The organism is Planococcus plakortidis (assembly GCF_001687605.2).
GTDB classification, from domain to species: Bacteria; Bacillota; Bacilli; order Bacillales_A; family Planococcaceae; genus Planococcus; species Planococcus plakortidis.
Window position 1 is genome coordinate 2,841,845 of the sequence record NZ_CP016539.2, and the last position, 26,114, is coordinate 2,867,958.

At 50.5% G+C, this 26,114-nt stretch carries 24 protein-coding genes; 11 read left to right on the forward strand and 13 right to left on the reverse strand.

Features of this window, described 5'->3' with window-relative positions:
• Positions 1 to 46 precede the first annotated feature (46 nt).
• From BBI15_RS14215 to BBI15_RS14225, 3 genes are all read right to left on the reverse strand, one after another.
• Entirely contained in the window at positions 47 to 547 is a 501-nt protein-coding gene (locus BBI15_RS14215; protein WP_068870529.1) for a hypothetical protein, read from the reverse strand.
• 158 nt (positions 548 to 705) lie between these two features.
• Positions 706 to 1,059 carry a helix-turn-helix domain-containing protein gene (locus tag BBI15_RS14220; protein ID WP_058382696.1) on the reverse strand — a complete coding sequence of 118 codons (354 nt, stop codon included), beginning with the start codon at positions 1,057 to 1,059 and terminating at the stop codon, positions 706 to 708.
• 181 nt (positions 1,060 to 1,240) lie between these two features.
• Positions 1,241 to 1,870, reverse strand: a complete 630-nt coding sequence (locus BBI15_RS14225) for a pentapeptide repeat-containing protein (RefSeq protein WP_084632920.1) — start codon at positions 1,868 to 1,870, stop codon at positions 1,241 to 1,243.
• A gap of 115 nt (positions 1,871 to 1,985) precedes the next feature.
• Between BBI15_RS14225 and BBI15_RS14230 the strand changes: the two genes are divergently transcribed.
• From BBI15_RS14230 to BBI15_RS14240, 3 genes are read left to right on the forward strand one after another with little or no spacing between them, the layout of a single operon-like run.
• A complete protein-coding gene (locus tag BBI15_RS14230) occupies positions 1,986 to 2,681 on the forward strand; it encodes a DUF1538 domain-containing protein (RefSeq protein ID WP_068870533.1) in 696 nt (231 codons plus the stop codon).
• Positions 2,678 to 3,421 carry a DUF1538 domain-containing protein gene (locus BBI15_RS14235; RefSeq protein WP_068870535.1) on the forward strand — a complete coding sequence of 248 codons (744 nt, stop codon included), beginning with the start codon at positions 2,678 to 2,680 and terminating at the stop codon, positions 3,419 to 3,421. Before BBI15_RS14230 ends, BBI15_RS14235 begins: the two co-directional genes overlap by 4 nt.
• Positions 3,422 to 3,425: 4 nt before the next feature.
• Positions 3,426 to 4,094 (forward strand): P-II family nitrogen regulator, encoded by a 669-nt coding sequence (locus BBI15_RS14240; RefSeq protein ID WP_237150879.1) that lies wholly within the window; start codon positions 3,426 to 3,428, stop codon positions 4,092 to 4,094.
• 37 nt (positions 4,095 to 4,131) lie between these two features.
• Here BBI15_RS14240 and BBI15_RS14245 read toward each other — a convergent pair whose 3' ends face one another.
• Positions 4,132 to 5,766 carry a catalase gene (locus BBI15_RS14245; protein WP_208599433.1) on the reverse strand — a complete coding sequence of 545 codons (1,635 nt, stop codon included), beginning with the start codon at positions 5,764 to 5,766 and terminating at the stop codon, positions 4,132 to 4,134.
• Positions 5,767 to 6,014: 248 nt separating this feature from the next.
• On the opposite strand from BBI15_RS14245, the gene BBI15_RS14250 reads away from it, so the two are divergent.
• On the forward strand, positions 6,015 to 7,163 hold the full coding sequence (locus tag BBI15_RS14250) for a CDP-glycerol glycerophosphotransferase family protein (RefSeq protein ID WP_237150880.1): 1,149 nt from the start codon (positions 6,015 to 6,017) through the stop codon (positions 7,161 to 7,163).
• A 106-nt stretch (positions 7,164 to 7,269) separates the two neighbouring features.
• Here the strand turns inward: BBI15_RS14250 and BBI15_RS14255 are convergent, their stop codons facing one another.
• A complete protein-coding gene (locus BBI15_RS14255) occupies positions 7,270 to 8,034 on the reverse strand; it encodes an exodeoxyribonuclease III (protein ID WP_068870542.1) in 765 nt (254 codons plus the stop codon).
• A 172-nt stretch (positions 8,035 to 8,206) separates the two neighbouring features.
• On the opposite strand from BBI15_RS14255, the gene BBI15_RS14260 reads away from it, so the two are divergent.
• Positions 8,207 to 9,484 carry an MFS transporter gene (locus BBI15_RS14260; protein ID WP_068870544.1) on the forward strand — a complete coding sequence of 426 codons (1,278 nt, stop codon included), beginning with the start codon at positions 8,207 to 8,209 and terminating at the stop codon, positions 9,482 to 9,484.
• A 40-nt stretch (positions 9,485 to 9,524) separates the two neighbouring features.
• Here the strand turns inward: BBI15_RS14260 and BBI15_RS14265 are convergent, their stop codons facing one another.
• On the reverse strand, positions 9,525 to 10,283 hold the full coding sequence (locus BBI15_RS14265) for a YkuS family protein (protein WP_068870545.1): 759 nt from the start codon (positions 10,281 to 10,283) through the stop codon (positions 9,525 to 9,527).
• A gap of 268 nt (positions 10,284 to 10,551) precedes the next feature.
• Positions 10,552 to 11,676: an ABC transporter ATP-binding protein gene (locus BBI15_RS14270; RefSeq protein WP_068870547.1), complete on the reverse strand. Its 1,125-nt coding sequence runs from the start codon at positions 11,674 to 11,676 to the stop codon at positions 10,552 to 10,554.
• 225 nt (positions 11,677 to 11,901) lie between these two features.
• Between BBI15_RS14270 and BBI15_RS14275 the strand changes: the two genes are divergently transcribed.
• The 3 genes from BBI15_RS14275 (at position 11,902) to BBI15_RS14285 (ending at position 15,065) form a co-directional block, all read left to right on the forward strand.
• Positions 11,902 to 13,227, forward strand: coding sequence for an ABC transporter substrate-binding protein (locus BBI15_RS14275; RefSeq protein WP_068872613.1), 1,326 nt, complete (start codon positions 11,902 to 11,904; stop codon positions 13,225 to 13,227).
• Positions 13,228 to 13,239: 12 nt separating this feature from the next.
• Positions 13,240 to 14,154, forward strand: a complete 915-nt coding sequence (locus tag BBI15_RS14280; RefSeq protein ID WP_068870549.1) for a carbohydrate ABC transporter permease — start codon at positions 13,240 to 13,242, stop codon at positions 14,152 to 14,154.
• 98 nt (positions 14,155 to 14,252) lie between these two features.
• A complete protein-coding gene (locus BBI15_RS14285; RefSeq protein ID WP_068872614.1) occupies positions 14,253 to 15,065 on the forward strand; it encodes a carbohydrate ABC transporter permease in 813 nt (270 codons plus the stop codon).
• 97 nt (positions 15,066 to 15,162) lie between these two features.
• On the opposite strand, the gene rlmN is transcribed toward BBI15_RS14285, so the two are convergent.
• Positions 15,163 to 16,236: a dual-specificity RNA methyltransferase RlmN gene (gene rlmN, locus BBI15_RS14290; protein ID WP_068870551.1), complete on the reverse strand. Its 1,074-nt coding sequence runs from the start codon at positions 16,234 to 16,236 to the stop codon at positions 15,163 to 15,165.
• 163 nt (positions 16,237 to 16,399) lie between these two features.
• Here rlmN and BBI15_RS14295 point away from each other — a divergent pair, with 163 nt between their 5' ends.
• On the forward strand, positions 16,400 to 16,867 hold the full coding sequence (locus BBI15_RS14295; RefSeq protein WP_068870553.1) for a VOC family protein: 468 nt from the start codon (positions 16,400 to 16,402) through the stop codon (positions 16,865 to 16,867).
• A 582-nt stretch (positions 16,868 to 17,449) separates the two neighbouring features.
• Here BBI15_RS14295 and BBI15_RS14300 read toward each other — a convergent pair.
• The 3 genes from BBI15_RS14300 to BBI15_RS14310 all read right to left on the reverse strand — a co-directional run bounded on the left by BBI15_RS14300 (position 17,450) and on the right by BBI15_RS14310 (position 21,461).
• A complete protein-coding gene (locus BBI15_RS14300) occupies positions 17,450 to 18,964 on the reverse strand; it encodes a succinyl-CoA:acetate CoA-transferase ScpC (RefSeq protein ID WP_068870555.1) in 1,515 nt (504 codons plus the stop codon).
• Between the two features lie 247 nt (positions 18,965 to 19,211).
• Positions 19,212 to 19,856: a LytTR family DNA-binding domain-containing protein gene (locus BBI15_RS14305; protein ID WP_068870557.1), complete on the reverse strand. Its 645-nt coding sequence runs from the start codon at positions 19,854 to 19,856 to the stop codon at positions 19,212 to 19,214.
• A 99-nt stretch (positions 19,857 to 19,955) separates the two neighbouring features.
• Positions 19,956 to 21,461 (reverse strand): succinyl-CoA:acetate CoA-transferase ScpC, encoded by a 1,506-nt coding sequence (locus BBI15_RS14310; RefSeq protein ID WP_068870559.1) that lies wholly within the window; start codon positions 21,459 to 21,461, stop codon positions 19,956 to 19,958.
• Positions 21,462 to 21,684: 223 nt separating this feature from the next.
• On the opposite strand from BBI15_RS14310, the gene BBI15_RS14315 reads away from it, so the two are divergent.
• Together BBI15_RS14315 and BBI15_RS14320 are read left to right on the forward strand one after the other, a co-directional pair.
• Complete coding sequence (locus tag BBI15_RS14315) at positions 21,685 to 22,890, forward strand: MFS transporter (RefSeq protein ID WP_068870561.1); 1,206 nt, start codon at positions 21,685 to 21,687, stop codon at positions 22,888 to 22,890.
• Between the two features lie 268 nt (positions 22,891 to 23,158).
• Positions 23,159 to 24,055: a MerR family transcriptional regulator gene (locus tag BBI15_RS14320; RefSeq protein ID WP_068870563.1), complete on the forward strand. Its 897-nt coding sequence runs from the start codon at positions 23,159 to 23,161 to the stop codon at positions 24,053 to 24,055.
• 49 nt (positions 24,056 to 24,104) lie between these two features.
• Here BBI15_RS14320 and BBI15_RS14325 read toward each other — a convergent pair whose 3' ends face one another.
• Both BBI15_RS14325 and BBI15_RS14330 read right to left on the reverse strand, forming a co-directional pair.
• Positions 24,105 to 24,290 (reverse strand): hypothetical protein, encoded by a 186-nt coding sequence (locus tag BBI15_RS14325; RefSeq protein WP_068870565.1) that lies wholly within the window; start codon positions 24,288 to 24,290, stop codon positions 24,105 to 24,107.
• A gap of 443 nt (positions 24,291 to 24,733) precedes the next feature.
• A complete protein-coding gene (locus BBI15_RS14330) occupies positions 24,734 to 26,032 on the reverse strand; it encodes an NCS2 family permease (RefSeq protein ID WP_068870567.1) in 1,299 nt (432 codons plus the stop codon).
• Positions 26,033 to 26,114: the final 82 nt, after the last annotated feature.

The window sequence follows — 26,114 nt, forward strand, 5'->3', positions numbered from 1 at the left end:
AAGTTGCTATAATTTGTGTTCCCCACAACAAACAGAATAAACAGGTTTAATTGAGCCACCATTCCTTGCGGTCCATTTCCTCCGCAAAATGGCCGTATTCCGAGAGCGTCTCTTCCAACACTTTTTCGCTGCGGGCAAGCATGCGCTCCCTGGCCTTCTTCCTTTTGAACCGGCTCCCGTATACCGCCTGCAACTCATCGTAGGATTGTTTCAATTCACGGAAACTTGCCGCTATTTCACTGTCTTCATCAGCAAGCAATGAAGCCAGCATCCCGATTTTCGCGTATAGTTCACCCACCGTATAGCGGGCGCGGTCCTTATACAGGATGCCCGCTACAATCGACGCCGGCAGCTCTTCGTCCACCCCTCTCGCCAAATCCGTCAGCAATTCAATCATGATGCGGCGGTTGCTCGCCAGCGACAGGACATAAAAAATATGGGGAATCTGGTCAACTGGCGTTTCTTCAATATATTCATCGATTTGCCTGATCAAGTCTTCCGCCTTTAAATGGTCGATGAGAATGCCCAGCCGGTATGTTTCGTACATTATGTATCTTCTCAAATCCCCACCGCCATTTCCTTAAGTCTCCTTTTTATTTTGACAGATAATTCTGTCAAAAACAATTCCACAAAGCTGGCCTGCACACAAAAAAACCCGCTCCCCCATTATAGGAGAGCAGGCTCAATAATTCTTGTACATGGGTATCAAGTCGCTAAGCCATAACTGCCCATGCGGCGCTTCACTTGGATAAAGGAAGCCGCTTCAGCGAGTTCCGCTTCATTCAACGGCTGGTCATCTAGCATCACTGTATATTCGTTCAGGAAATTCGTATTTTGAAGGTCGACATTGATCGTACGGTCATTGCGGTCCAATAGGCTATCCACAGAAATCTCAAAGAAATCGGCGAGGCGTTCCAGATGCACAACTGACACTTGTTTCTTTCCGCTTTCGTATGCCCATACCGTGCTTTTCGCAAAGCCCAGGCGGTCTGCAAGCTCTTCCGGGGAAAGTCCTCTCGCTTCTCTTAAGTCTTTTATCTTTTTGCTTAACTGCTTCATGGTTGATTCCTGCTCCTTTTAATAGATTTCTAATTATTTTAAATATACTGCAATTAAAGTGAATGAGCAATCATTTTATGGATAATTTTTTAAAATAGAATGAATATTTAGTGAACAGTATCTATTTAATATAATTATTGGAAAATAGCAGGGCCATAAAGCATATAAAAACTAAAAAATCTTATTCCGTGATAATTAATCCCAATTTACGCGCAAACAACAAAGCTTGATCTGTAGATACTTTGCACCCCAACAGCAATTCAGGTGTCACTTGCAGTTCCTCAAAGCGGCTTGAGCTGAAATCCACTCCTTTAAGGGAAGTCCCCGTAAAATTGGCTTCATTCAGATCGCTGGCCAGAAACTGCGCACTTTTCATATCCACTTCGTAGAAATCCGCTTGCCGCAGTATGCTCCGTTCAAAACTCACATCACTTATATGGGAAAAGCCGAAAACCGCATAATCAATCCGGCATTCTTCAAAGCGGGTATAGCGGATCGTGCTTTCCGTGAAGTCGGTGCCGAGCATCCGGCAATTCTCGAACTTCACCCGATGGAACACTGCCCCGCTCAAATCAGCATTCGATAGATCGCAATTGATGAAAACGGCATCCGCAAATTCACTGCGCCCCCATTCGCGGTCCAAAAAACGGACATTCTCGAACAACACACGGTCAAAATGGGTTTTTCCTGCCGGTAAATCTTCGGAAACGATCCGGCAATCATGGACATATCCATCATCTAATGCTTCAATAAAAGAAAATGTTTGTAATTCGAGGGGAAGCATCGGTTCGGTCTTCTTATTCTTTTTCATCATCATTCCTCCTGGCTCGCACTTGTCCTTTCTTTATCTTAACGGCTAACCAGTTTCCTGTCCCATCCGCCGCGTGATATGCATTAAACCAAATCCGCTGTAGAGGAGATGCTGCATGGAAAATGTCAAAAGCACGTTCAAAGAAGTTGCATCTGCCATTCTTCCTGTCACCATTGTCGTCATCTTGCTTCAAGTCCTGACCATCCGCCTGCCGCTCGAAGCGCTGCTGCAGTTCTTGATCGGGGCCGTTTTTGTCGGAACCGGTTTTTTCCTGTTCCTGCTCGGGGTCAATGCCGGCCTGCTCCCGATCGGGGAATTGATCGGCAAGAGGCTGCCTTTGACCCGCAAACCATGGCTGATCATCGGCACTGGCCTCGTACTCGGCCTTGCCGTCACGATCGCCGAACCCGATGTCCGCGTCCTGGCGAACCAGATCGACGATGTGTCAGGAGGCGCCATCTCCAGAAACATCCTGATCTTATCCGTTTCGATCGGCCTGGCGATTTTCGTCGCCCTGGCGATGGTCCGGACGCTGTTCAGCATCCCGATCCATTACCTGCTGATCGGGGGCTATGCCATCGTCTTCCTTCTTTCTTTCTTTGTCCCTGACGCCTTCATCCCGATTTCATTCGATGCCGGCGGTGTCACGACGGGCCCGATGGCAGTGCCGTTCATTCTAGCGCTCGGCATCGGCGTCGCTTCCGTCCTGCGCTCCGATAAGCCGAGCAGCGGCGAAGGCTTCGGCTTGATCGGCCTGGCCTCGATCGGTCCGATCATCGCTGTCATGCTCCTGGGGGTGTTGTACCGGTGAACTTGCATATTTTCCATGGTTTCGGGGAAGTGCTGATCGAAGTCAGCATGGCTCTCCTCCCGCTCGTCCTGTTCTTTAGTGTATTTCAATTGTTCATGCTGAAATTGCCGAAAGAACGCGTCCTGCAAACCGGGCTCGGTTTCGTTTTGACCTTTTTCGGATTGGCCTTTTTCCTGCAGGGCGTCCATATCGGGTTCATGCCCTTCGGTGAATTGATGGGTGCGGAACTTGGGGATTGGCACTATCGCTGGGCCATCATCCCAATCGGATTTGTGCTCGGCTTCGTTGCGACATTCGCCGAACCGGCTGTCCGCATCATGAACGAGGAGGTCGACCGCGAAACGGGCGGTTATATTTCCTCGAAAGTCATGCTCTACACCTTATCGACGGGGGTCGGATTGTCCATCGCTTTGTCGATGCTGCGGATTTTGACGGGCTGGTCGATCTGGTATTTCATTTTGCCAGGCTATCTTATCGCTTTGGCCTTAATCTTTTTCTCCACGCGCACGTTCATCGCCATCGCCTTTGACTCAGGGGGCGTCGCTACCGGGCCAATGACCGTCACATTCATCGTCTCTGTCGCAGTCGGTATCGCTTCCGTGACAGAAGGACGGGATCCGCTCGTCGATGGTTTCGGGATGATCGCGCTGGTGGCATTGACGCCGATCATTTCCGTACTTGTTGTCGGCTTACTCTTTAACCGAAAGGCAGTGAACCAAAACCATGAATCTGAATCATAGACTGATGATCGCCATTATAAAACGCGGCGCCTCAAGGGAGGTCATCGCCGCTGCAAAACAAGCCGGCGCTGACGGTGCAACGGTGGTATATGCGAAAGGAATCGGGAGAAACGAAAAGCCCAGGTTTCTCGGGCTGCCCGCTACACACGAAAAAGATGTCGTCTTCATCGCTGTCGACGGCGAAATCGAATTTGCAGTCGCCAAGGCGATCAGTGAAGCCGGAAAACTGGGGAAATCCGGTTACGGCCTCGGCTTTACCATCCATCTCAGCCAATTGCTGGGGGTCCCCCATCTCAGCGATCGCGAAGACGACCGCAAAAAAACGCGAGGAGTGGAAAAGATGCCAGAACCTACAGATTTTCAATTGATCGTGACCATCGTCAATTCGGGTGATTCCGGGCAAGTCGTCAAGGCCGCCGCAAAAGCCGGCGCTGAAGGCGGCACCATCTTGGAAGGGCGCGGCACCGGAGTCAATGAACAGAAAAAATTCATGAACTTTACGATCGATCCAGAAAAGGATGTCGTCCTGACTTTGGTGCCCACCGTATTCGCGGAAAAAGTGGTCGCAAGCATCGAACAGGCAGTCGACCTCGATGCACCCGGAAAAGGCATCGCCTTCCTGATTGATGTGGAAAACGTATTCGGGGTCAACCATTCCTCCCTGAATCAATAAAAACCGGTGAGCCCATTAGGCTCACCGGTTTCCAGGTTTAATAGCGCTCTGCCCCGTGCCCTTTGGAACTGGCGGCTTGAGCCACTTTGCTCGCTGCCGGCTTGCCGTAGAGCTTCGGTTCGGCACCTTCATTGTCTTTCATTTCTTTCATCTTCTTCACTTTCATATCGATGTTTTCGCGGACGCGGCGGCCATAATCTTCATCGGCCTGCGTGAAGTGATGCACCATTTCCTCTTGGATGCGTGGATCACATGCAGATAGGGCATCACCGAGATTGTTGATCAATTCGTCGCGCTCCCAGTCCTCGAAGCTGCGGTAGGTTTCGCCGGCCTGGCCGTAATTATTCGTACGGTCGATCGGCGCCTTCGTCAATTTGCCGTGGTACTCCGGTTCATAATCCGGCGTGTTCGGGCGATCCGCCTCCTTGAACCCGCCAAGCACGGACGGTTCGTAGTTGATGTGCGGATTCTTCGCATTCTCGCCGCGCGGCACATCCATCGCCCCTCCGTATTGGTTGGTCGCCACACGCTTTCTCGGGGCGTTGACCGGCAGCTTCAAGTAGTTCGCACCCACCCGGTAACGCTGCGTATCGGAATACGAGAACGTCCGGCCGATCAGCATCTTGTCGTCCGAGAAGTCCATGCCATCGACCAGGACGCCTGTACCGAATGCGGCTTGCTCGATTTCCGCATGGTAGTTTTCAGGATTGCGGTTCAAGACCATTTTCCCGACTGGCAGGAACGGGAATTTATCCATTGGCCATAGCTTCGTGTCATCCAGCGGGTCGAAGTCGAGTTCGGCATGCTCATCATCACTCATGATCTGCACGAACAGCTCCCATTCCGGATAATCGCCATTTTCGATTGAATCGTAAAGGTCTTCTGTCGCGTGACCGACGTTTTTCGCCTGGATTTCATCGGCTTCTGCCTGAGTCAAATTACGGATGCCCTGTTTCGGCTCCCAGTGATATTTGACGAGGACCGCTTCCCCTTTATCATTGACCCATTTATACGTATTGACGCCAGATCCCTGCATATGGCGGTAGGTCGCCGGAATGCCCCAAGGGGAGAACAGGAACGTGATCATATGCGTCGCTTCCGGGGAACGGGCGACAAAGTCGAACATCCGCTCCGGATCTGGCACGTTTGAGACCGGGTCGTTCTTGAAGGCATGGATCATGTCCGGGAATTTCATCGCATCACGGATAAAGAAAATCTTCAAGTTATTCCCGACAAGGTCCCAGTTGCCGTCTTCCGTGTACATCTTCACGGCAAAACCGCGCGGGTCGCGTGCCGTTTCAGGGGAGTGGCGGGATCCCGCCACTGTAGAGAAGCGCACCAGCAATGGCGTCTGTTTGCCTTTGCCGGAAAATACTTTAGCGCGCGTATATTTTTCAACCGGCTCATCACCGACTGTTCCATAAGTCTCGAAATAACCGAATGCCCCAGCACCACGTGCATGGACGATGCGTTCCGGTATTTCTTCACGGTCAAAATGAGAGATTTTTTCGATGAAGTTATAGTTTTCAAGAGTTGCCGGCCCACGGTTTCCGATCGTACGCAAATTCTGGTTGTCTTTTACCGGGTGCCCTTGGCGGTTGGTCAAGGTTTCTTCGTTTTCACCTTCAGACATCTTTTTCTTCAGCTCTTCATTATTGTCCTTCATGATCATCCTCCTTCATTTGATTGCCATCATTTCCCTCTTCCCACTCCCGCCTTCCGCTAAACCTGTTTTCCGTTAAATCAGCCGTTAGACACAACCGCCCCCGAATCAGGAGATTTTCTAGTCCATAAAAAACGGCACTCCCCTCTTGGAATAGACAAATACCGCGGGATATGGAAAACTAGAATGGAATCGACTTACAGAAAGCAGGGCTGGAAATGAGTGTTACCTTGAAAGAGAAAGGGAGATGGGACCCTTTGAAAGTTTTTTTGAAAGTATCTGCGGCCTATCTTCTATCCCGGTTTTACCGGAATGCAAAAGGCCCGAAAATCGCCCTGGTAGGAGGAAACCTCGGAGAAAAATATGAAGACAATGCTTCCGTTTTCCATAAATATCTGGTGAATAACCACGCCGATCAAGTCACGGCCTATTGGATGTTTGACCCGTCGACCGACTATGCGAAGAACGGCCGGATCCCAAATGCCGTGCCGCTTGGCAGCTTCCGCAATTACTTATTGTTCTTCCGCGCCGACTATACGTTCCATGGGCATTCACTGCTTTATGATATCGTGCCATCGGCCGACAAATTCCTGAACTTGAACCGTCGGACGGTCATTACGCATGTCAGCCACGGCATCGAGGGCTTCAAGAAAATCCTCATCCAAAAAGAAGACATCCCGCTCCTCAAGCGGACAGATTATTTCAACTGCGCCTCGCGCTATGAATACGAATTGAAACGCGACAAATGGAAAATCCCTGAAGAAAAACTCATCATCACCGGATTTCCCCGCTTTGACCGTTACTTGCCAAACCAGCCGCCTAAAGAAATGAAGCGCATCCTCATGATGATGACTTGGCGTGAATGGTTGTTTGATCTCTCAAGGGAAGAATTTCTCGAAAGCAATTACTTCCGCAGCACGATCGGTTTATTGGAGCACGAAGGGATACGCGAACTGCTGAAATCCAATGGGATCCACCTTCAAATCGCATTACACCCATTCATGAAACGCTTTGAAGAACATTTCTTTCCGCTTGCCGACCAGGATTACGGAATCGAATTCCTGGATTTTAATCACGCTTCCATCGAGCGGTCGATTGAGGAAAACGATATGCTTTTGACGGACATCACCAGCGTTTCCTGGGACTTCCTGTATTTGAATAAACCAATCATTTTCTTCATGTTCGACCAGCAGGAATACACGGAAAAGCGCGGCTCCTACCTCGACCTCGACAAAGACCTGTACGGTTATAAATCGAAGACGGTTGAAGAGGTCTATCGCACGCTTTCCTATATGGTCGAAAACAATATTACGCATAACGAATGGTATGGAAAAGCCGGTGAATACATCGACTATTTCGACCAGGACAATTGCAGACGCCTGGCACAGCGCGTCATGAATGTATAAATGTTTCACGTGGAACTTTATAATGAGACAAAAACCGGCAAGCCTGAAGGCGATTCAGGCTTGCCGGTTTTTTCCGTTTAAACGATGCATATTCATGAATAAGCCATCAATCCATTAGATCGCCTAATTGCAGTTCCACCGGGCAATGATCCGATCCGTACACTTCCGTATGAATGGATGCGCCTTTCATTTTTCCGATCAGGCGGTTGGAAGTGATGAAGTAATCAATGCGCCAACCGATATTCTTCTCGCGGCAATTCGAACGGTAAGACCACCATGAATAATGGCCGCCTTCATCTGGATGGAAATGGCGAAACGTATCGACGAATCCGCTGCCGAGGAAATCACTGATCTTGCCGCGTTCTTCCGGCGTGAAGCCTGAATTCTTTTTATTGGCTTTCGGATTTTTCAAATCGATTTCCTGATGGGCTACGTTCAAATCGCCGCACAGAATGACCGGCTTTTCGAGGTCCAGCTGCTGGATGTACGAAAGCAACTTATCTTCCCATAGCAGGCGGTATGCAAGGCGCAACAGCCCGTGCTGGGAATTCGGCGTATAACTATTGACCAAATAAAATTCAGGAAACTCCAATGTGATGAGCCGGCCTTCTGCATCGTGTTCCTCGAGGCCGACTCCGTAACGGACATCCAATGGCTCGTGCTTCGTGAAAATCGCTGTCCCGGAATAACCTTTCTTTTCTGCATAATTCCAATACGTATGATATCCCGGAAGCTCCAAATCAATTTGCCCTTCCTGCAATTTGATCTCCTGGACACACAAGATGTCCGCGTCCACTGCTTCAAAGAAATCCATAAAACCTTTTTTCATCACGGCCCGCAGGCCATTTACATTCCATGACACCAATTTCATCCCATTCACTCGCTTTCTTTCCCAGTTTATCGGAATCCCGAGTTCGCCTCAATCGGGGAAGTTCGGGTTTGCGGGAATTCTCATTGTAAAATTTCAGCAAATATTCAGGCAAAAATGACTTTTTTTAGAACTATCTTGTACAATGGACTTAATGAAAAGGGGGCTTTCGGCTATGGCGAAGTTTACGAAACCTGAAAAAAGCTGGGCATTCTACGATTGGGGCAGCTCCGCTTATTCCATCATCATCACGACCGCCGTGTTTCCGCTTTTCTACAAGGCAGCCGCTACAGACGCCGGCGTGGAACTTGCGGATTCCACCGCTTATTTAAGCTATACAATCGCTATTTTCACCTTCATCCTGGCGATGCTCGGCCCGCTGCTCGGCACGATTGCCGATTATGAAGGAATGAAGAAGAAATTTTTCACGGGGTTCTTCCTGCTGGGCACGGTTTCGACAGCGATGCTCGCATTCGTCCCGGAAGGCCAGTGGTTCTGGCTTTTGGCCTGTTATGTATTCGCAGCGCTCGGCGCAACCGGCGCCAACTTGTTCTATGACGCGTTCATTGTCGACGTCACGACCGAAAAGCGCATGAACCGCGTTTCCGCGTTCGGCTACGGGCTCGGCTATATCGGCTCGACCATTCCCTTTGCGCTCGCCATCCTGATCATCCTGCTTGCCCAAAACGGCGCCTTGCCGCTGTCTGTCACGAACGCGAGCCGGCTTGCATTCCTGATTACCGCCGCTTGGTGGGTCCTGTTCTCGATTCCGCTGTTCCGCCATGTGAAGCAAAAGCATTTCATCAAACGCGAAGCGAACCCGGTTGCCCAAAGCTTCCGCCGCTTAAATAAGACCATCCGGGAAATCCGGCAGTACCGTGCCTTGTTCCTGTTCCTGATCGCGTATTTTTTCTACATCGACGGCGTCGGCACGATCATCTCGCTGTCCACCGCTTACGGGACGGACCTTGGGTTGAGTGCGACGAGCCTATTGATCGTCTTGTTCGCTACGCAAGTGGTAGCCGCGCCATTTGCGATCCTCTACGGCAAACTGGCTGACCGGTTTACTGGCAAGAAAATGCTGTATGTCGGCATTTTCGTCTATATTGCTGTATGCATTTACGCAGTATTCATCGAGACCATCCTGGATTTCTGGATACTTGCGATGATGGTCGCCACCAGCCAAGGCGGCATCCAAGCCCTGAGCCGTTCGTATTTCGGCAAGTTGGTGCCAAAGCAAAACGCCAATGAGTTTTTCGGCTTCTACAATATTTTCGGCAAGTTTGCCGCAATCACAGGCCCTTTGCTTGTCGGCGTCACTTCCCAGATTACCGGCAACTCCAGCTTCGGGGTATTGAGTTTGGTCGTGCTCTTCATCATTGGGCTGGTCGTCCTTATCTTCGTCCCGGAACCTACGCCTCATGATTCTGTTGACGAAGTGGCAACTGAATAACAAAAGGCCTCCCGCAGCTGCGGGAGGCCTCAATTCATCATTAATTGTTCTTTTTGGCATCAGTCGGCTCGACTTTGATCTCGCCATCTGAATTTTTGCCGATGGATGATTCGCCAAATTCCACGACATCTACGCCGCCGGCATCTTTCTCGGCTTTCTTGATTTCTTTTTCCACTTTCTTTTCAGCCTTGTCGTGCTCTTTTTGGGCTTTTTCTTCTTTCTTCTCTTCTTTTTCTTCAGCTTTTTCCTGCTGTTTCGCTTCTTTTTCAATCGCCTTTTCTTGTTTCTTCAATTCTTTTTCTTCTTTCTTTTCTTCGCGCTTCGCTTTCAGTTCATCGGCTTTCACTTTCGCCTGCTCTATGGAAGAATTCATCTTTTCGCTGGAATCCGAAGTTTTCGCTTTGACCTGCTCCTGCAATTCCTTGCCGCTCTTAGGCGCAAGCAAGAGGCCAGCTGCAGCACCGATCAAAGCGCCTGTCACAGCCCCAGCCACGAAGCTTCCGCCGCCTCCACCTGATTCAGAACCGTACTCCGGCGCCATTGGTGCAGGGGATTGGATCTTGCCTTGGCGCACAAGTCGCTCTTCCACTTCTTCCACGATCTCAAACAACGTACGCCCTCTTGCTTCGACTAAGGAAACGCTCATGTGGAAATCCGTCAGATCTTCCTGGTCACGGACGACCACTACGTCATAATCCGTTGCATCTGTTTTCTTTTCAAGCATTTCTGCGCGATACCCTTTTTGTACTAATGCATCGCGTACGGATGTAAATGGATGTTCAACTGCAATTTTCACCATTCTGTGTCCACTCCTTTTTTTGAAAACTCTATGTTAATTTGTTTTCCCCTAATCCCTCACTCTAAACTTCCGCTTTTCGAACCACTGCATTTTTTTCCAATTTCACGCTTTGCACGGTGAAATGCATACCATCAGTCGCGATAAAGCATACTTCTAGCCGGAATGCCCCTGAGGAGGTGCCGGCCTTTACCTGCCCTTCATTTCTACGCTGCACTGCATAAACATAAAAACCCCGGCCGGCGTTTGAGCCGGTCGGGGCCTATGGATTTCAGACAGTCATTTCTGCGCGTTCCAATGCTTTGATGCGGTTTCCTGTTTCCGCATCGAAGAAATGCACATGCGCCATATCAAAGGCGAGTGTCGCTTGGTGGCCTGCTTCGATCGAAGTCGATGCGTCGACGCGGGCGATGAATTCCTGGTCTTCATAGACCGCATGGAGAATCGTCTCTGCCCCTGTCAATTCAGAGACAGTGATGGTGGCATCGAATTCGCTTGCAGGAATGCCGGAGAGGTCTTCGTTGTTGACATGGATATGTTCCGGGCGGATGCCGAGCGTGACCGGTTTGTTGTCATACCCTTCCGCTTTCAGCACATCCAATAGTTTTGCTGGAATGGCCATCTTCTTTTCTCCAATCGCGAAAGCGCCATCGACCAGCTTGCCTTCAAAGAAGTTCATCGCCGGCGAACCGATAAACCCGCCGACAAAGCGATTTTCCGGGAAATCATAGACTTCTTTCGGCGTCCCCACTTGCTGGATCAAGCCGTCTTTCATGACCACGATGCGTGACGCCATCGTCATCGCTTCCGTTTGGTCATGGGTCACGTAGATCGTGGTCGTCTTCAAGCGGTTATGCAGTTTGGAAATCTCTGCACGCATCTGCACACGCAATTTCGCATCCAGATTCGATAAAGGCTCATCCATCAGGAACACTTTGGCGTCGCGGACGATGGCGCGCCCGAGCGCCACACGCTGGCGCTGCCCGCCTGAGAGCGCTTTCGGTTTTCTGTTCAAGTATTCTTCCAGGCCAAGGATCGCTGCGGCTTCATCTACACGGCGCTTGATCTCCGGTTTTTTGAACTTTCTAAGCTTCAAGCCAAATGCCATGTTTTCATAGACGGTCATATGCGGATACAATGCATAGTTTTGGAACACCATGGCGATATCCCGTGCTTTCGGTTCCACATCGTTCATGCGTTTTCCATCGATGAAAAATTCGCCTTCCGTGATTTCCTCCAACCCTGCAATCATGCGCAAAGTCGTGGATTTCCCGCATCCCGAAGGACCGACAAACACGATGAATTCTTCATCTTTTATATGTAAATTGAAGTCGCTGACGGCCAGTGCCCCCTTATCGTACCTTTTTCCTAAATGGTCAATCTTGATTTCTGCCATGTCCAGTCTCCTTTAATACTTTTTCTTCTATTATAGAGAATATGCAGTAAATTACAAATATATATTTGGCAATTGATGGCCACTACGGTATACTCATCCCTAATGAAGCTGGAATATTCTGTACTACTAGAGACATGAATAGCGAGCTCCTTCACTTCTTATTGACCATTATTTTGAAAGGCGAAATTTATGGTTATCAAAGATATCGAAAAGGAGAGAAAAATCATGAAGAAAATGTATACTTTACCCGCAGCGTTTTTGGCCTCTTCACTGCTTCTTACGGGATGTGCAGGGTTCCAAACCGGAAACAGCAACGACAGCGCCACCGAAAATGAGGATGGGAAAGTCGTACTTGATTTCTGGACATTCTGGGGTTCCGAAATCCGGCGCCCGGTTATTGAAAAAATCATCACCGATTTCAATGAATCCCAGGATGAGATCGAAGTCCAGCATACATATCTGCCTTGGGGGGACATCTGGACGAAGGAGCTGGCGGCGATTGCAGCCGGTGACCCGCCTGATGTGGTCATCAACGACATCAATACGACCGCTCTCCGCGGCGAACAGAACCAGGCGATGAACCTGGCCGAATTCCTGTCAGAAGACGATATTTCGGGACAGTTCTATCCAGAGCTTTGGGATGCCACACTTTATGAAGGCGATTCATACGGCATACCATTCAACACCGATACGCGTGTGCTGTTCTACAACAAAGACGCATTTGAAGAAGCGGGGCTCGATCCGGAACAGCCGCCTGCTACTTGGGACGAGCTTGAGGAATATGCCGCGAAGTTGGATGTGAAAAACGGCGATGACTACGAACGGATCGGCTTTTACCCATTATGGGGCATCAATTACGACGTGTGGATGTTGAATGCCAATGGCCATAATTTCATCAACGGGGACAACGAGGTCCTGATCGATACCGAAACCAACCTCGAGACGCTGGAATGGCTGAAAGGGTGGAAAGATAAGTACGGCGACGATGTCATCAATTCCTATAAAGCCCAAATCGACAGCCAGCAAGGCAACCCGTTCTTCAACGGCAGCCTCGGCATGTACGTCAGCGCACCGACTTTCTATACCCAAATCCGCGATTATGCAGATGACTTGAACTTCGGCGTGGCGAAATTGCCGGAGATGGAGCCAGGCAATGGCCACACAAGCTGGGGCGGCGGATTTGTTGCCGAGATTCCAGCCGGCGCTTCGAATCCCGAAGCTTCCTATGAATTCATCAAGTACCTGACGGGGGCAGAAGCCCAGGAATACTGGGCCGTCCAGAACTTCGACAATGTCGCCAATATCGAAGCCGCCGAAAATGCAGCGGAGTCTGATGAATTCACCGAAGACGGCACCATGGTCTACAGCATGGCAACTGAGTATATGCGCGATACGCTCCTTACCCCGGTACCGGTATCTGCACCTGACTTCATGGGCAGTGTCAACCCGAAAATCGATGAAGTGTTCCTTGGTTCGAAGACGCCGAAACAAGCGCTCGAAGAAGCACAGGCCGATGTCGAATCACTGGTCGAAAAAAACACACGCGAGTAAGGAGGGCTTCGCTTGGCTAAAACAAAGTCCGCTATGCGGCGGAAAGAAACGATGTACGGCTATATTTTCGTCATGCCGTGGATCATCGGGTTTCTTGCTTTTACGGCGGGGCCCCTGCTCTTCTCACTGTTCGCTAGTTTTACGAATTACAACATCACATCCCAGATGGACTTTGTCGGAACCGAAAACTATCAAGGGCTCTTCACGGAAGACGGTTTGTTTTGGACATCCCTCTGGAATACTTTGTACTATGTGCTATTTTCCGTCCCCCTGACGACGATCGGCGCCATTTTCCTGTCTGCGCTCCTGAACCAGGACGTACCGGGCATCCGCGTGTTCCGCACGCTATACTACCTGCCTGCTGTCCTGTCGGGGGTCGGCGTTTACCTGCTATGGATGCAACTGCTTGATCCAGGTACCGGAATGATCAATTTAGTCCTCGGCTGGTTCGGCATTGATGGGCCCAATTGGCTGTTCGACCCTGCCTGGACCAAACCTTCTCTGATCTTCATGAAATTATGGAGTGTCGGCGGCGCGATGCTATTGTATCTCGCGAGTATGCAAGGCGTATCCAAGACGCTGTATGAAGCGGCGGAAATCGACGGCGCCAATACATTTCGAAAGTTTTTCCATATTACCTTGCCGATGATCACGCCGGTCATTTTCTTCGATGTGGTGACCAGTTTGATTGGCGGCTTCCAGATCTTCCAGGAAGCTTATGTCATGTCGAGCAACGGCGAAGGCGGTCCTGCAAACTCATTATTGTTCTACAATCTATACATGTGGCGCCAGGCTTTCGAGAACTTCAATATGGGTTACGCGATGGCGATGTCCTGGATCCTATTCATCATCGTTTTCATCCTGACCATGATCAATTTGAAGCTTGCTCCGCGTTGGGTCCATTATGAGGGAGGCGATAACCGATGACCTCCCCACAACAAGATACCCGTTACATAGAGGAAGCGGGCACAGCCAGGGACATCAAGAATCCAAGCTATTTCGAGCATCATGGAAATCGTAAAAAAATGCTCAGGCTCATCAATTTCGTCCTGCTTGCTGCAGGGAGCCTGATGATCTTGTCGCCATTATGGTGGATGTTCTCCACTTCCTTGAAGACGATGGCGGAAGTCATGTCCTTCCCGCCGACCTTCTTCCCGGAATCCTGGAATTGGTCCAATTACATCCGGACATGGGAAGCGGCCCCGTTTACCCAATACACGATCAATACGCTCGTCATCACCACCCTGGTCGTCATCGGCAATGTCCTGTCGAATTCATTCATCGCATACGGTTTTGCCAAAATTCCGTTCCGGGGGCGCAACGTGCTGTTTGCGATCGTGTTGGCGACCATGATGATCCCGGGATTCGTGACCTTGATCCCACAATACGTCTTGTTCGCAAAACTCGGCTGGGTCAACACCTATTATCCTTTGATCGTCCCCGCCTTCTTTGGTAGCGCGTTCAACATTTTCCTGCTCAGACAATTCTATATGACAATACCGAATGAATTGATTGAAGCCGCGAAGATGGAAGGCGCGAGCCATTTCTACATTTGGCGCAAGATCGGCTTGCCGCTTACCAAACCGGCCATCGCCACCGTCGCCATCTTCTCGTTCAACGGCGCCTGGAACGACTTCCTTGGGCCGCTGCTCTATCTGAACGACGAGAACCTGTACACCCTCCAGATCGGCTTGCAGGTCTTCAAAGGCCAGCTCAATACCCAATGGAACTATCTCATGGCCGGCTCGCTGCTCGTATTGCTGCCAGTCATCATCATTTTCTTCTTTTTCCAGAAGTATTTTATCCAAGGCATCAATCTGCAGTCCGGCGGAAAATAATGAAAAGCTTGCAGCCAATAAGGTTGCAAGCTTTTTATCGTTGCGCCCAACAAAAAAAGCCCCCGAATCATTCGGGGGCTTTTTGCCTGTCACGCGATTAGACCGTTGCCGGTTTCTTCTCTTTTTTGATCTGCTTGCTGCGAAGCTGTCCGCAAGCCGCGTCGATATCGGCGCCTTGTTCTTGGCGGACACCGCAATTGATGCCTTTTTTCTTCAACGCGTCAAAGAATGCGCTGATCGCTTCAGGCGTGCTTTGCTGGTACTGGTCATGCTCATCGACCGAGTTGTATGGAATCAAGTTGACGTAAGACAAGTGGCGCTTGTTTTCAAGCAATTTCGCCAGCTTGTTCGCTTCCTCGACATGGTCGTTGACATCACGCAGCAAAATGTACTCGAACGTGATGCGGCGGTTTGATTTTTCCAGGTAATAATCGATCGCAGCCATCAGCTTCTCGATCGGGTATGCTTTGTTGATCTTCATGATGCGTGAACGCAATTCGTTCGTTGGCGCGTGGATCGAGATCGCCAAGTTGACTTGCAAGCCTTCATCCGCGTAATCGTAGATTTTCGGCACGATGCCGCTCGTTGAAACCGTGATATGGCGCGCTCCGATCGCCAACCCTTTTTGGGAGTTCACGACATGGAGGAAATCCATCAGGTTCGTATAGTTATCGAACGGTTCACCGATGCCCATGACCACGATATGGCTGACGCGCTCGTCTTTTTTCTCCGCGTCGAAATGCGCCTGCACTTGCATGATCTGCTCGACGATTTCGCCTGCGTTCAAGTCGCGGCTTTTCTTCAACAGGCCGCTGGCGCAGAAACTGCAGCCGATGTTGCAGCCGACCTGTGTCGTAACACATACCGAGTTGCCGTATTTAAAGCGCATAAGAACCGTTTCGATCAAGTTGCCGTCCTGCAAACGGAAAAGGAATTTGATCGTGCCATCGGACGATTCCTGCTTGACTGCCTGGTCCAATGTACGGATCGCAAAATTGTTTTCCAAAAGCTCGATGCAATCCTTCGACAGGTTCTTCATCTCCGAGAATTCAGTGACACGTTTGATGTAAAGCCAATCCCACACTTGTTCCGCACGGTATTTCTTTTGGCCATTTTCTACAAACCAATCTTTTAATTGTTCTATCGTCAATCCATAGATGGAATTTTTCATATTAGGACCCTCATTTCAGAATTTCACAATTGCTTATTATAATACTAAAAATCCAGTCTGGCAACAACTATTTTGGGTTAATTCCTTTGGACGTGCAATTTCCTGCATATTCCCGCCCCCGGAAGGGTACAGAATCAATACAGCAAAAAGGAGGAGAATCATCATGGCAGCAATTACGCATGTGGGGCTGGCGGTCCCCGATTTAGATAAGGCAATTAAATGGTACCGGAAAGTATTCGACTTTCATATTTTGGCGGGGCCGTTTGATTTCGATGCAGAAGCGGAAGGCCCCGGTTCCATGACGACCGACCTTCAAGGGGCCGATATCCGCAAGATGCGCAACGTCCACCTCATGTCTTCCGACGGCTTCGGCATCGAATTATTCGAATTCCAGGACCCCTCTTTTTCTGAAGAGCCGCCGCGTCATGCGGGATTCTTCCATATCGCCCTGGTTGTCGATGACATCGTCGAGACGATTGAACAGATTGTCCAGCATGGCGGGCGCCAGCGCAGCAAGATGTGGAACGTCAATAAAGGCAAGCCGCATTATCTCGTCTACACCGAAGATCCATTTGGCAATATCATCGAATTGTACTCCCGCAACACATCGGAAATGTACGGCAATCGTTGACCAGAAATAGCCTAACCAATTTCTCAAGTTATATTCATTCAAGAAATTTACGAAACATCAATTTTGAAGATATTAAAATCAATTTAAAACCGGACAGCCCAGGTGGCTGTCCGGTTTTCAGAGTGTTGAAGAAGTCTATTAACCCATTACGAATTAAAAGGAGAATATCTTTACAACATTCAAAAATCAGTGATCAAACTAAGTATTTGGAGAAGCGTTCGCTCGTAAATCCTTCTGCTCAATAATGCTGCGCATTACTTTCGCAAAGATAATGTCTCCCGTAGGTCGACCTTATCTTTCCTGTGGATCAGCGAGACGACCGAGACCCCGCAAGAAATGAATGAGCGAAGCTTCGCGAAGCGCATTCATTTGCGACGCATCTGCAACGCAGATGTGGGAGCAAGCGGGTTTTCTGCGATGCTCGAACGCAGTGAGAGTTGAGCACAAAGGTTTCAAAGCGGCTGAGGAGGCTTGGGCGCGAGCCCACGGAAAGCGAGCGATAAGCTTCGGAAAATATGACTTCTTATCTTTCTCGACAGCCTGAAAACCGGACAGCCCAAGTGGCTGTCCGGTTTTATTTGTTTAGACCAATTGCTCTTTTTTCACGAGCATCGTGCCGTTTTTCGCTAATGATTCATGCCAAGAGAAAGCTTTCTCGAGGACGTGCGGCGTCTGCCCGCCACGTGTCAGCGCTTCTTCGTAATACTCGCGCATTTGCGGGCGGTAGTCCGGATGCACACAGTTTTCGATGATGGCTTCCACGCGCTGGCGCGGCGCCAGACCACGAAGGTCGGCATAGCCCTGCTCCGTGACAACTACGTCAACATCGTGCTCCGTATGGTCGATATGCGATGCAAACGGCACCACGCTCGAAATCTTGCCGTCTTTTGCGGTTGATTTGGTGACGAAGATGGCAAGGCGCGCGTTGCGGGCGAAATCGCCTGAACCGCCGATGCCGTTCATCATTTTCGTGCCGGATACGTGCGTCGAGTTGACGTTTCCATACATATCGAACTCAAGTGCCGTGTTGATCGAAATCAAGCCGAGTCGGCGCACGACTTCCGGATGATTCGAGATCTCCTGCGGGCGCATGATGATCTTATCGCGGTATTGGTCGAAATCGCTGAAGACCTGCTTCATTTTCGGTTCGGACAATGTGATCGAACAGCACGAAGCGAAATCGACTTTGCCGGCATCGATCAAATCAAAGACGGCATCCTGTAACACTTCCGAATAGACTTCCAAGTTCTTGAACTCGGAATCGATCATGCCGTGAAGTACGGCGTTCGCGACAGACCCGATTCCTGATTGAAGCGGAGCCAGTGTTTCCGTCAGGCGGCCAGCTTCAATTTCACTGCGGAAAAAGTTCAGCAAATGGTCAGCCATGATTTTCGTTTCCGCATCCGGCGCCACGATGTTCGATGGGGAATCTTCCTGATGCGTGAAGACGATTCCGCGCACACGGTCCATGTCGACCGGGATGCCTTTTGTGCCGATGCGTTGGTCCACGGAAGTCAATGGGATCGGGTCGCGCTCGCCTTGTTTGCCGGTATCGTAAATATCGTGGATGCCTTCAAATAGTTCAGGCTGTGCCGCATTGATTTCCACGATGATGTTTTTCGCGTGTTTCACGAACACAGAAGAGTTGCCGACAGAAGTTGTCGGGATGATCATGCCGTCTTCTGTGATGGACAAGGCTTCGACGATCGCAAAATCGATCGGCTCGATGACCCCTGAGCGGATCCATTCCGCCGTATGGGACAAGTGATGGTCGACGAAATACATTTCACCTGCGTTGATGGCTTTGCGCATGGCCGGCTCTGCCTGGAACGGCAAGCGCTTGTTGACGATGCCCGCTTCCGCGAATAGCCGGTCAATATCAGAACCTAGGGACGCCCCCGTGAAGACGTTGACCTTGAAGCTTTCCGTTTCAGCGCGTTCGACAAGCGCGTAAGGAACCGCTTTCACATCTCCCGCTCTCGTGAATCCGCTGAGCCCCAGCGTCATGCCGTCTTGGATCCACGCTGCCGCTTCCTGTGCCGTGACAACCCGGTCCTGCAATTCTGCCGCTTTGATACGTTCTAGTTTCTTTTCCATTCCATCCACACTCTCTTTCTGTATGTTTTTGTCTAATATATGTCGTTTGTTGAAGCGTTTTCATCTTGGCGATGGGTTATATTTTCTTCCATTAAAAAAGACAGGATGCAAAACATCCAATCTATTTGTCTGATTATTAGATAATATTAACGTGTCGTGAAACGAAAAAGGGAATATCCGAATGGAAGAGTGCATACCTTGGGTAAAACAGAAAATCGGCTGTCCGAGGCAGCATTTTCATGCGTTCTCAGAAGCCGAGCAATTTTCGAAAATAGCTGGAGTACGATTGGCTGACCGGCAAACGGTCTCCGTTATCCATGGCCAGCACGAAGGTGGAGTGGGTATCAGGATGGATTTCTTCTATATGATGGACATTGACGATAAACGAACGGTGGCAGCGGATGAACGAATCCCTCGGCAGCAAATATTCGAATTCCTGCAGGGAGTTTTTATTCGTTCCGGAAAAATCCGCCGAATGGACGTGGGTTTTGCGGTCCTTCACTTCGAGGTAGCGGACTTCCGTAAAAGGAATCGGCTTCCAGCCATCCGGGCTTTTCACCGTCACGACCGACTTCCCTTCTGTATACGCCGGGTAGATCGCCATGACACAGCCCGCGAGCTCACCGTCTTCTTCGAACGGGACCGCCATGCCGTGGTAAGGTACGCCGAACACTTCACGATTGATGAATTCGGACGCTTTTTGCCCGGTTGTGAGCGCTTTATGGGCGATGGTGCCTTCACGCACTTTATCCCCTGCCTTGATTTTCAGGTCGATTCGTTTGCTCGGTCGGTAATAGGTGTATTCTTCCATATTGGATACCGCTATCGAGACTTCATCGGAGAACAGTTCCCCCATCACATCCAATAGCGGGCCGGGTGTCATTTTTTCCATTACGCATGGGCCTCCAGTAAGATTCAAGTGCTATCAGTATACATGACTTTGCATGAACAGAAAAGAAGGCTCGGGAATGCCGGCTCGGTTTTCCGCCAATTATGTCGAATTCTTTAACATCGTGCCCGTCCGCGTGTACCTGGCATGCCACGATAAAGCTTCATCGAGAACATGCGGCGTGTGCCCTCCCTGGGCGATCGCCCGATCGAAATAACCCTGCAGCTGCGAGCGATAATCAGGATGGACACAATTCGCGATGATCCGCTCCGCCCTCTCACGCGGCGCCAGGTTGCGGATGTCCGCGAATCCATATTCCGTAACCAACACGTCCACATCGTGTTCTGTATGGTCGATATGGGAAGCAAACGGCACGACACAGGAAATCCGCCCATCTTTGGCGGTGGATTTGGTGACGAAAATGGCGAGCTGCGCATTGCGCCCGAAATCGCCCGACCCGCCGATGCCGTTCATCATTCTGGTCCCGGCCACATGAGTCGAATTGACATTGCCGTACAAATCGAATTCCAACGCGGTATTGATGGAAATGAGGCCCAGGCGGCGGATGATTTCCGGGTGATTCGAGATTTCTTGCGGGCGCAGCACCAGACGGTCCCGGTAACGGCCGAAATCTTGATAGATCCTTTCCATATAAGGCTTCGATAAAGTGATCGCAGAGGCGGAAGCAAATAATGCCTTGCCGGAATCGAGCAAATCGAACACGGCGTCCTGCAACACTTCGGAATACAGCTCCAGCCCTTCGAACTCCGAATCGAGCAGTCCATGCAGCACTGCATTCGCCACGGAGCCGACACCCGATTGAAGCGGGGCCAGGTTTTGGTCCAAGCGCCCCGCCTCGACTTCACCGCGCAGGAAATTGAGCAAATGGCCTGCCATGACTTCCGTTTCCTTATCCGGCGGCTCGATTGGCGAAGGCGAATCCACTTGATGGGTCCAGACGATGCCTTTTACTTTGGATACATCGATCGGGATGCCTTTCGTGCCGATACGGTCCCGCGGGGAGACGAGCGGAATCGGCTGGCGTTTGCCGAGCGCTCCCGGTTCAAAGCAATCATGGATTCCTTCCATCTCCGCCGGCTGTGCGGTATTGATTTCGATGATGAGCTCTTTTGCGTGAAGGGCAAAGACAGCCGAATTGCCGACGGAAGTCGTCGGGATGAGCAAACCCTCCTCCGTGATGCCCAGCGCTTCGATGATGGCAAAATCGAGCGGCCCTGCAACGCCGCCCCTGACCCACTCTGCGGTTTGGGATAAATGATGGTCCACGAACTGCACCTCCCCTGAGTTGATCGCAGCACGCATCAAGGAATCGGACTGGTACGGCGCGCGTTTTTGGACGATGCCCGCCTGTGCGAAACGCCCATCAGTGCCTGAACCGAGTGAAGCGCCGGTATAGACATCGATTTTCAATGACTCCTTTTCTCCACGCTTGGCCAATGCGTTCGGCACAGCCTTGGCATCCCCTGCCCGCGTGAATCCGCTGAACCCGATGGCCATGCCGTCCTTTATCCAGGAGGCCGCCTGCTCAGCGGTGGCCACCCGTTCCTGCAAAGCCGTCAGTTTGATCCGATCGTGTCGTTGATCCATCGTCCTCCCCTTCCTCTTGTCTGCCCTGGATATTACCTTATACCCTTGAATACCCCCCTTCAACCTGTTTCAATTTTACGCTCCCAGTAAGCTTTTTCCCTGCCCGAAAAAGAAAATCCGTTTTGCCGTTACAAAGTAATTGACAAGCTTTGGAAGTATCCATAATATGGGGAAGTCAATATAACTGTCATGTGTACATATATATAAGAAAGAAGGCACCCCAATGTCCAAAGACCAACGCAAAAAAATCCTGATTCTGATGATCAATATGTTCATCGCCATCGGCAGTTTCGGCATCATCATCCCGATCCTGCCATCGTATCTCGTCTCCATCAATCAAGGCGGCATGGCAGCCGGTTTGATGATCGCCATCTTCGCGGCTGCCCAGTTCCTATTCTCGCCGATCGCCGGCAAATGGGCGGACCAATACGGCCGCCGCATCATGATCATCTGGGGCCTTGCCGGGCTGACTCTATCGATGTTCATTTTTTATGCTTCCGACTTTATTTGGGTGCTGTACTTTTCCCGGGTTATCGGCGGAATTGGCGCCGCTATGCTCGTGCCGGCGATTTTTGCCTATATCGCCGACATCACGACGTTCGACCAACGCGCTAAAGGCACAAGCCTTGTTTCTGCCTCCATGTCACTCGGCATCGTCATCGGCCCGGGAATCGGCGGCTTTCTCGCCGATTTCAGCCTGAAGCTGCCGTTTCTCGTGTCCGCGCTCGTCTCGCTCCTAGCAGTGCTGTTTTCCATCTTCGTGCTGAAAGACAGCGACGCGGAAAAAGCGGATCCGGATCTCGCTTTGACGATGACACAATCCGAATCGATGTTCAAAAAAATTGCACGCTCGACTTCGGTTCCTTACTTTTTGCCGCTAGTCATCACGCTCGTCATGAGCTTCGGGCTTCTTGCTTATGAATCGGTCCTTGGGCTTTATCTCGACAATCAATTCGACTCCACCGCAAAAGATATCGCCTTCATGATCACTGCGACCGGTACGGTCAGTGTCATCGTCCAATTGTTCATCGTTGACCGCATCGTCTCGCGCTTCGGGGAGATCGGCGTATTGATCACGTTCCTCGGCGTCGCAACGGGCGGCTTCCTCGCCTCGCTGTTTGCCAGCAGTTACGCCATGTTTTTCGGGGTCTCGCTGATCATTTTCCTGGCGACTTCGATTTTGCGCCCGGTCTTGAACACCTTGATCTCAAAACTCGCAGAAGGCGAAGTCGGCTTTGCGATGGGCATGAACAATGCCTATATGAGCATCGGCAACGTCATGGGCCCGCTCCTCGCCGGCATCCTGTTCGACATCAATATCGTTTTCCCGTTCATTCTCGGGTTGTTGCTGCTATTGGCCACGCTCGTCATTACAGCGGGCTGGCAGCGTTCAAGAGCCGCTAAACAAGCACGCATCGTCGAACAATGATTCGCAACTTCAGTTGGTTGCTTACTGGCCGTTAAGTTTGTATCACTATTATATTCGAAAAGAGACAGTGCAGCCGTTAACCTGCACTGTCTTTTTTCCATTTTAAGGATTAACTGTAAGACTATGAACTTCTTAAAGTATGTTTTTCTTTAGAGATTTGTTTTTTCTTGCCTTTTTCTGCGATTCCGGGATGCCAATAGCTTTACGCTGGGGATAGTTGGTTGTATAATCTTTGTATAACAAAAAACTACGGAATGAAGGTCATGCTATGTACAATATCAAAGCTGCTGCCAAAATACTCGATATGCCAAAGGTGACCATTCGCTCTTGGGAGACGCGCTATAACGCCATCACGCCTGCGCGCACGGAATCGGGACATCGGCTGTATTCCGACCAAAACCTGGAAGATTTGAAATGGCTGAAAATCCAAGTCCAGGAAAACGGCATGAAGATCAGCGAAGCCGTAAAGCAATTGCACGCTTCAAGAAAACAGTTCTATCACCCTGAAGCCACCGATTCCACAGAACCGATTGAGTATGCCCAACAAATTGAAGAACTGTATCAAGCCGCTGTTGAGATAGACATTGACCGTTTCAATTACTTGCTCGATCTGAAGTTCTCACTGTTTCACCACCAGATTGTGTTCTTCCAGATCATCGCGCCGCTTATGGTCCGGATTGGCGCTGAATGGGAAGATGGGCAAATCAGCGTTGCGCATGAACATATGATCACCAATATCATCCAGCAGCGCTTCAACCAGTTTTTCCGTGTCTTCCCGGTCGCGCCGCATCTCCCGAAAGTGCTGGCCCTCAGCCCAAGCGGCGAACACCATCAACTTGGCCTGCTGCTGTTCTCGCTCTTCCTGCGTGAAAACGGCTTTCATGTTGTCTACACAGGCCCGGATACGCCGATTGACGGCTTGGCAGAAATGGTGGCTAAACAGGATTTCCAGCTCGTGTGCATGTCTGTCACCACGCCCAAAAGCCGGCCCGTTGCAGAACAATATATCAAAGAACTTTCTGCAGCGATCCCGAATCTACACTTCCTGCTCGGCGGCCAGGGCATCGACTGCAATGACGAAAAGGTTAACCGCTATTGCATCGGCACCACGCTTGAATCCTGGCAGCAATGGCTCGACGGTTTCAAAGCCACCCGCACGTCTTGATCGAACAGAAAAGCCATGCGCGAAGGATTCCTTCGCGCATGGCTTTTCTTTATTGATTGTCGATTTCCTGGTATTGTTTCATGAACGGGCCGCTGTCCGCCACTTCGGAGTGGTAGAGCGCCTTCAAGGCAAAGCTTTTCTCAAGCTCCATTTCCTTCATCAATACTTTCAGTCGTTTTTTCAATTCCGGCTCCTGATTGACCAGCTTTTCCATATTCGATTTAAAATAGCGCATCGTGATCCGCTCCTTTTCTTTTATTATAACACGGCAAAGCAATGAAAAAGCGCATCCGGTTGATGGATGCGCTTTTTTGACATTTCTGGGATTTTAGAATCGTGCTTTCCGAAGCTTAAACCGCCCGCTTTCCGTGGGCTCGTGCCCAAGCCTCCTCGGTTTGCTCTACTTTCGCTATGCTCAAGCATCGCTTCCGTCGGCTCAAATTCAAGCCGCCTTTATTTGCTCTACTTTCGCTATGCTCAAGCATCGCAAATGAATGCGCTCAGCGTTGCTTCGCGCATTCATTCCCTGCGGGGTCTCGGTCGTCTCGCTGATCCACCGGAGTCGGGCGGACGCTTCTCCAAACACTTAGAAAGTTTATAGACTATTTGTCGTTTAAAATTAGTTGCTTTCTAATTTTAGCGACTTATTCTAAGTGGTTAAAAAAATATGCGCTTTCTTCAGCCAACCACGTGGAATACGTAATTGACGAAAAACAGGCAAGCTATCACGTAAAGGGCCGGGGAAACCTCGCGCCATTTGCCGATTGCCACTTTCAGCACCGGATACAGGATAAACCCGATCGCAATGCCGTCCGCAATGCTGTACGTAAACGGGATCAGCGCGATGATCAGCAATGCCGGGAAGGTCTCGCTCATGTCCTTCATGTCGAGATTCTTGATATTCTGAAGCATCAAGCCGCCGATGATGATCAATATCGGCGCAATCGCGCTGTCAGGGATGATCTTGATCAGCGGAATGAAGAACGCCGCCCCCATAAACATGAAGCCTGCCGTCAGGGATGTCAACCCGGTGCGCCCGCCAGCAGCCATTGCCGCTGCACTTTCCACACTGGCCACAGTCGGGCTCGTGCCGAGAAATCCGGAAGCCATCGTCGACACGGAAGTTGCCTGGAACGCACGCGAATATTTTTCCGGACGGCCGATGAAATTCACCTGGCCGTGGACAAGGCCGATGTTTTCAAACACCAGGACCATCGTCAGGGAAAATACCGCCACCCAGAACGTCGTCGACAAAAAATTGCCGAACGACATCGCGCCGAACACGGCGAACGCTTCCGCCGTATCGACGCCCGGTTCGCTCAATTGCCCGAGGTCGATCATGCCGAAGAAATAGGCAATGGCCGTTCCGAGTACGATGGTGATCAGGAAATTCCCCGGCACATTGCGGATGAATAAAATGATCGCGAGCAAGAACGTCATCACTGTCGACAGCACAAGCGGATCCGACAGCGAACCGAGCGACAGAATCGAACCGTCGCCCGGCCCGACAAGACCGCCTTTCTCAAGGCCTAACAGCATGAGGAATAGCCCAAGCCCAACCGTAATCGCTTCTTTCAGCGAATCTGGCACCGCCTCGCTGAGCATTTTCGAAAAGCGCGTGAACGCGACGAAGACGAAAATGACACCCGAGACGAAGACGACCGCAAGCGCTTCCTGCCAGCTAAGCCCCATCGACTGGACGAGCGTATAAGAGAACAACGCATTGATCCCCATCCCTGGAATGAGCAAAATGGGCGCATTGCCCCAAAAGCCCATCAGCAAAGCCCCGATGACGGAAGCGGCGATGGTGCCGATGATCGCATACTCGATCGGCATGCCGGACTCCGATAAAATGAGCGAGTTGACGGCGATGATGTACACAACGGTGAAAAAGCCGATCAAGCCGGCTGTCATTTCCCGCTTGATGGTCGTCCCGTTTTCGTTAAGACCGAAAAACCGGTCCATCCAATTTGCCATAAGATATACCTTCTATGAAATTAGCCCTCTCCCTACCCGCTCTGCCTAAAAATCAGGTGAGCCAAGATAGAAGTGTAATCCT

Coding starts and splice junctions, on each gene's coding strand:
- BBI15_RS14270 (WP_068870547.1), bottom strand. CDS start 11,676: ATGGCAGAAATCAAGATTGACCATTTAGGAAAAAGGTACGATAAGGGG.
- BBI15_RS14330 (WP_068870567.1), bottom strand. CDS start 26,032: ATGGCAAATTGGATGGACCGGTTTTTCGGTCTTAACGAAAACGGGACG.
- BBI15_RS14225 (WP_084632920.1), bottom strand. CDS start 1,870: ATGAAAAAGAATAAGAAGACCGAACCGATGCTTCCCCTCGAATTACAA.
- BBI15_RS14275 (WP_068872613.1), top strand. CDS start 11,902: ATGAAGAAAATGTATACTTTACCCGCAGCGTTTTTGGCCTCTTCACTG.
- BBI15_RS14320 (WP_068870563.1), top strand. CDS start 23,159: ATGTACAATATCAAAGCTGCTGCCAAAATACTCGATATGCCAAAGGTG.
- BBI15_RS14230 (WP_068870533.1), top strand. CDS start 1,986: ATGGAAAATGTCAAAAGCACGTTCAAAGAAGTTGCATCTGCCATTCTT.
- BBI15_RS14305 (WP_068870557.1), bottom strand. CDS start 19,856: ATGGAAAAAATGACACCCGGCCCGCTATTGGATGTGATGGGGGAACTG.
- BBI15_RS14295 (WP_068870553.1), top strand. CDS start 16,400: ATGGCAGCAATTACGCATGTGGGGCTGGCGGTCCCCGATTTAGATAAG.
- BBI15_RS14215 (WP_068870529.1), bottom strand. CDS start 547: ATGTACGAAACATACCGGCTGGGCATTCTCATCGACCATTTAAAGGCG.
- BBI15_RS14315 (WP_068870561.1), top strand. CDS start 21,685: ATGTCCAAAGACCAACGCAAAAAAATCCTGATTCTGATGATCAATATG.
- BBI15_RS14300 (WP_068870555.1), bottom strand. CDS start 18,964: ATGGAAAAGAAACTAGAACGTATCAAAGCGGCAGAATTGCAGGACCGG.
- BBI15_RS14255 (WP_068870542.1), bottom strand. CDS start 8,034: ATGAAATTGGTGTCATGGAATGTAAATGGCCTGCGGGCCGTGATGAAA.
- rlmN (WP_068870551.1), bottom strand. CDS start 16,236: ATGAAAAATTCCATCTATGGATTGACGATAGAACAATTAAAAGATTGG.
- BBI15_RS14265 (WP_068870545.1), bottom strand. CDS start 10,283: ATGGTGAAAATTGCAGTTGAACATCCATTTACATCCGTACGCGATGCA.
- BBI15_RS14285 (WP_068872614.1), top strand. CDS start 14,253: ATGCTCAGGCTCATCAATTTCGTCCTGCTTGCTGCAGGGAGCCTGATG.
- BBI15_RS14240 (WP_237150879.1), top strand. CDS start 3,426: ATGATCGCCATTATAAAACGCGGCGCCTCAAGGGAGGTCATCGCCGCT.
- BBI15_RS14220 (WP_058382696.1), bottom strand. CDS start 1,059: ATGAAGCAGTTAAGCAAAAAGATAAAAGACTTAAGAGAAGCGAGAGGA.
- BBI15_RS14325 (WP_068870565.1), bottom strand. CDS start 24,290: ATGCGCTATTTTAAATCGAATATGGAAAAGCTGGTCAATCAGGAGCCG.
- BBI15_RS14260 (WP_068870544.1), top strand. CDS start 8,207: ATGGCGAAGTTTACGAAACCTGAAAAAAGCTGGGCATTCTACGATTGG.
- BBI15_RS14245 (WP_208599433.1), bottom strand. CDS start 5,766: ATGATCATGAAGGACAATAATGAAGAGCTGAAGAAAAAGATGTCTGAA.
- BBI15_RS14310 (WP_068870559.1), bottom strand. CDS start 21,461: ATGGATCAACGACACGATCGGATCAAACTGACGGCTTTGCAGGAACGG.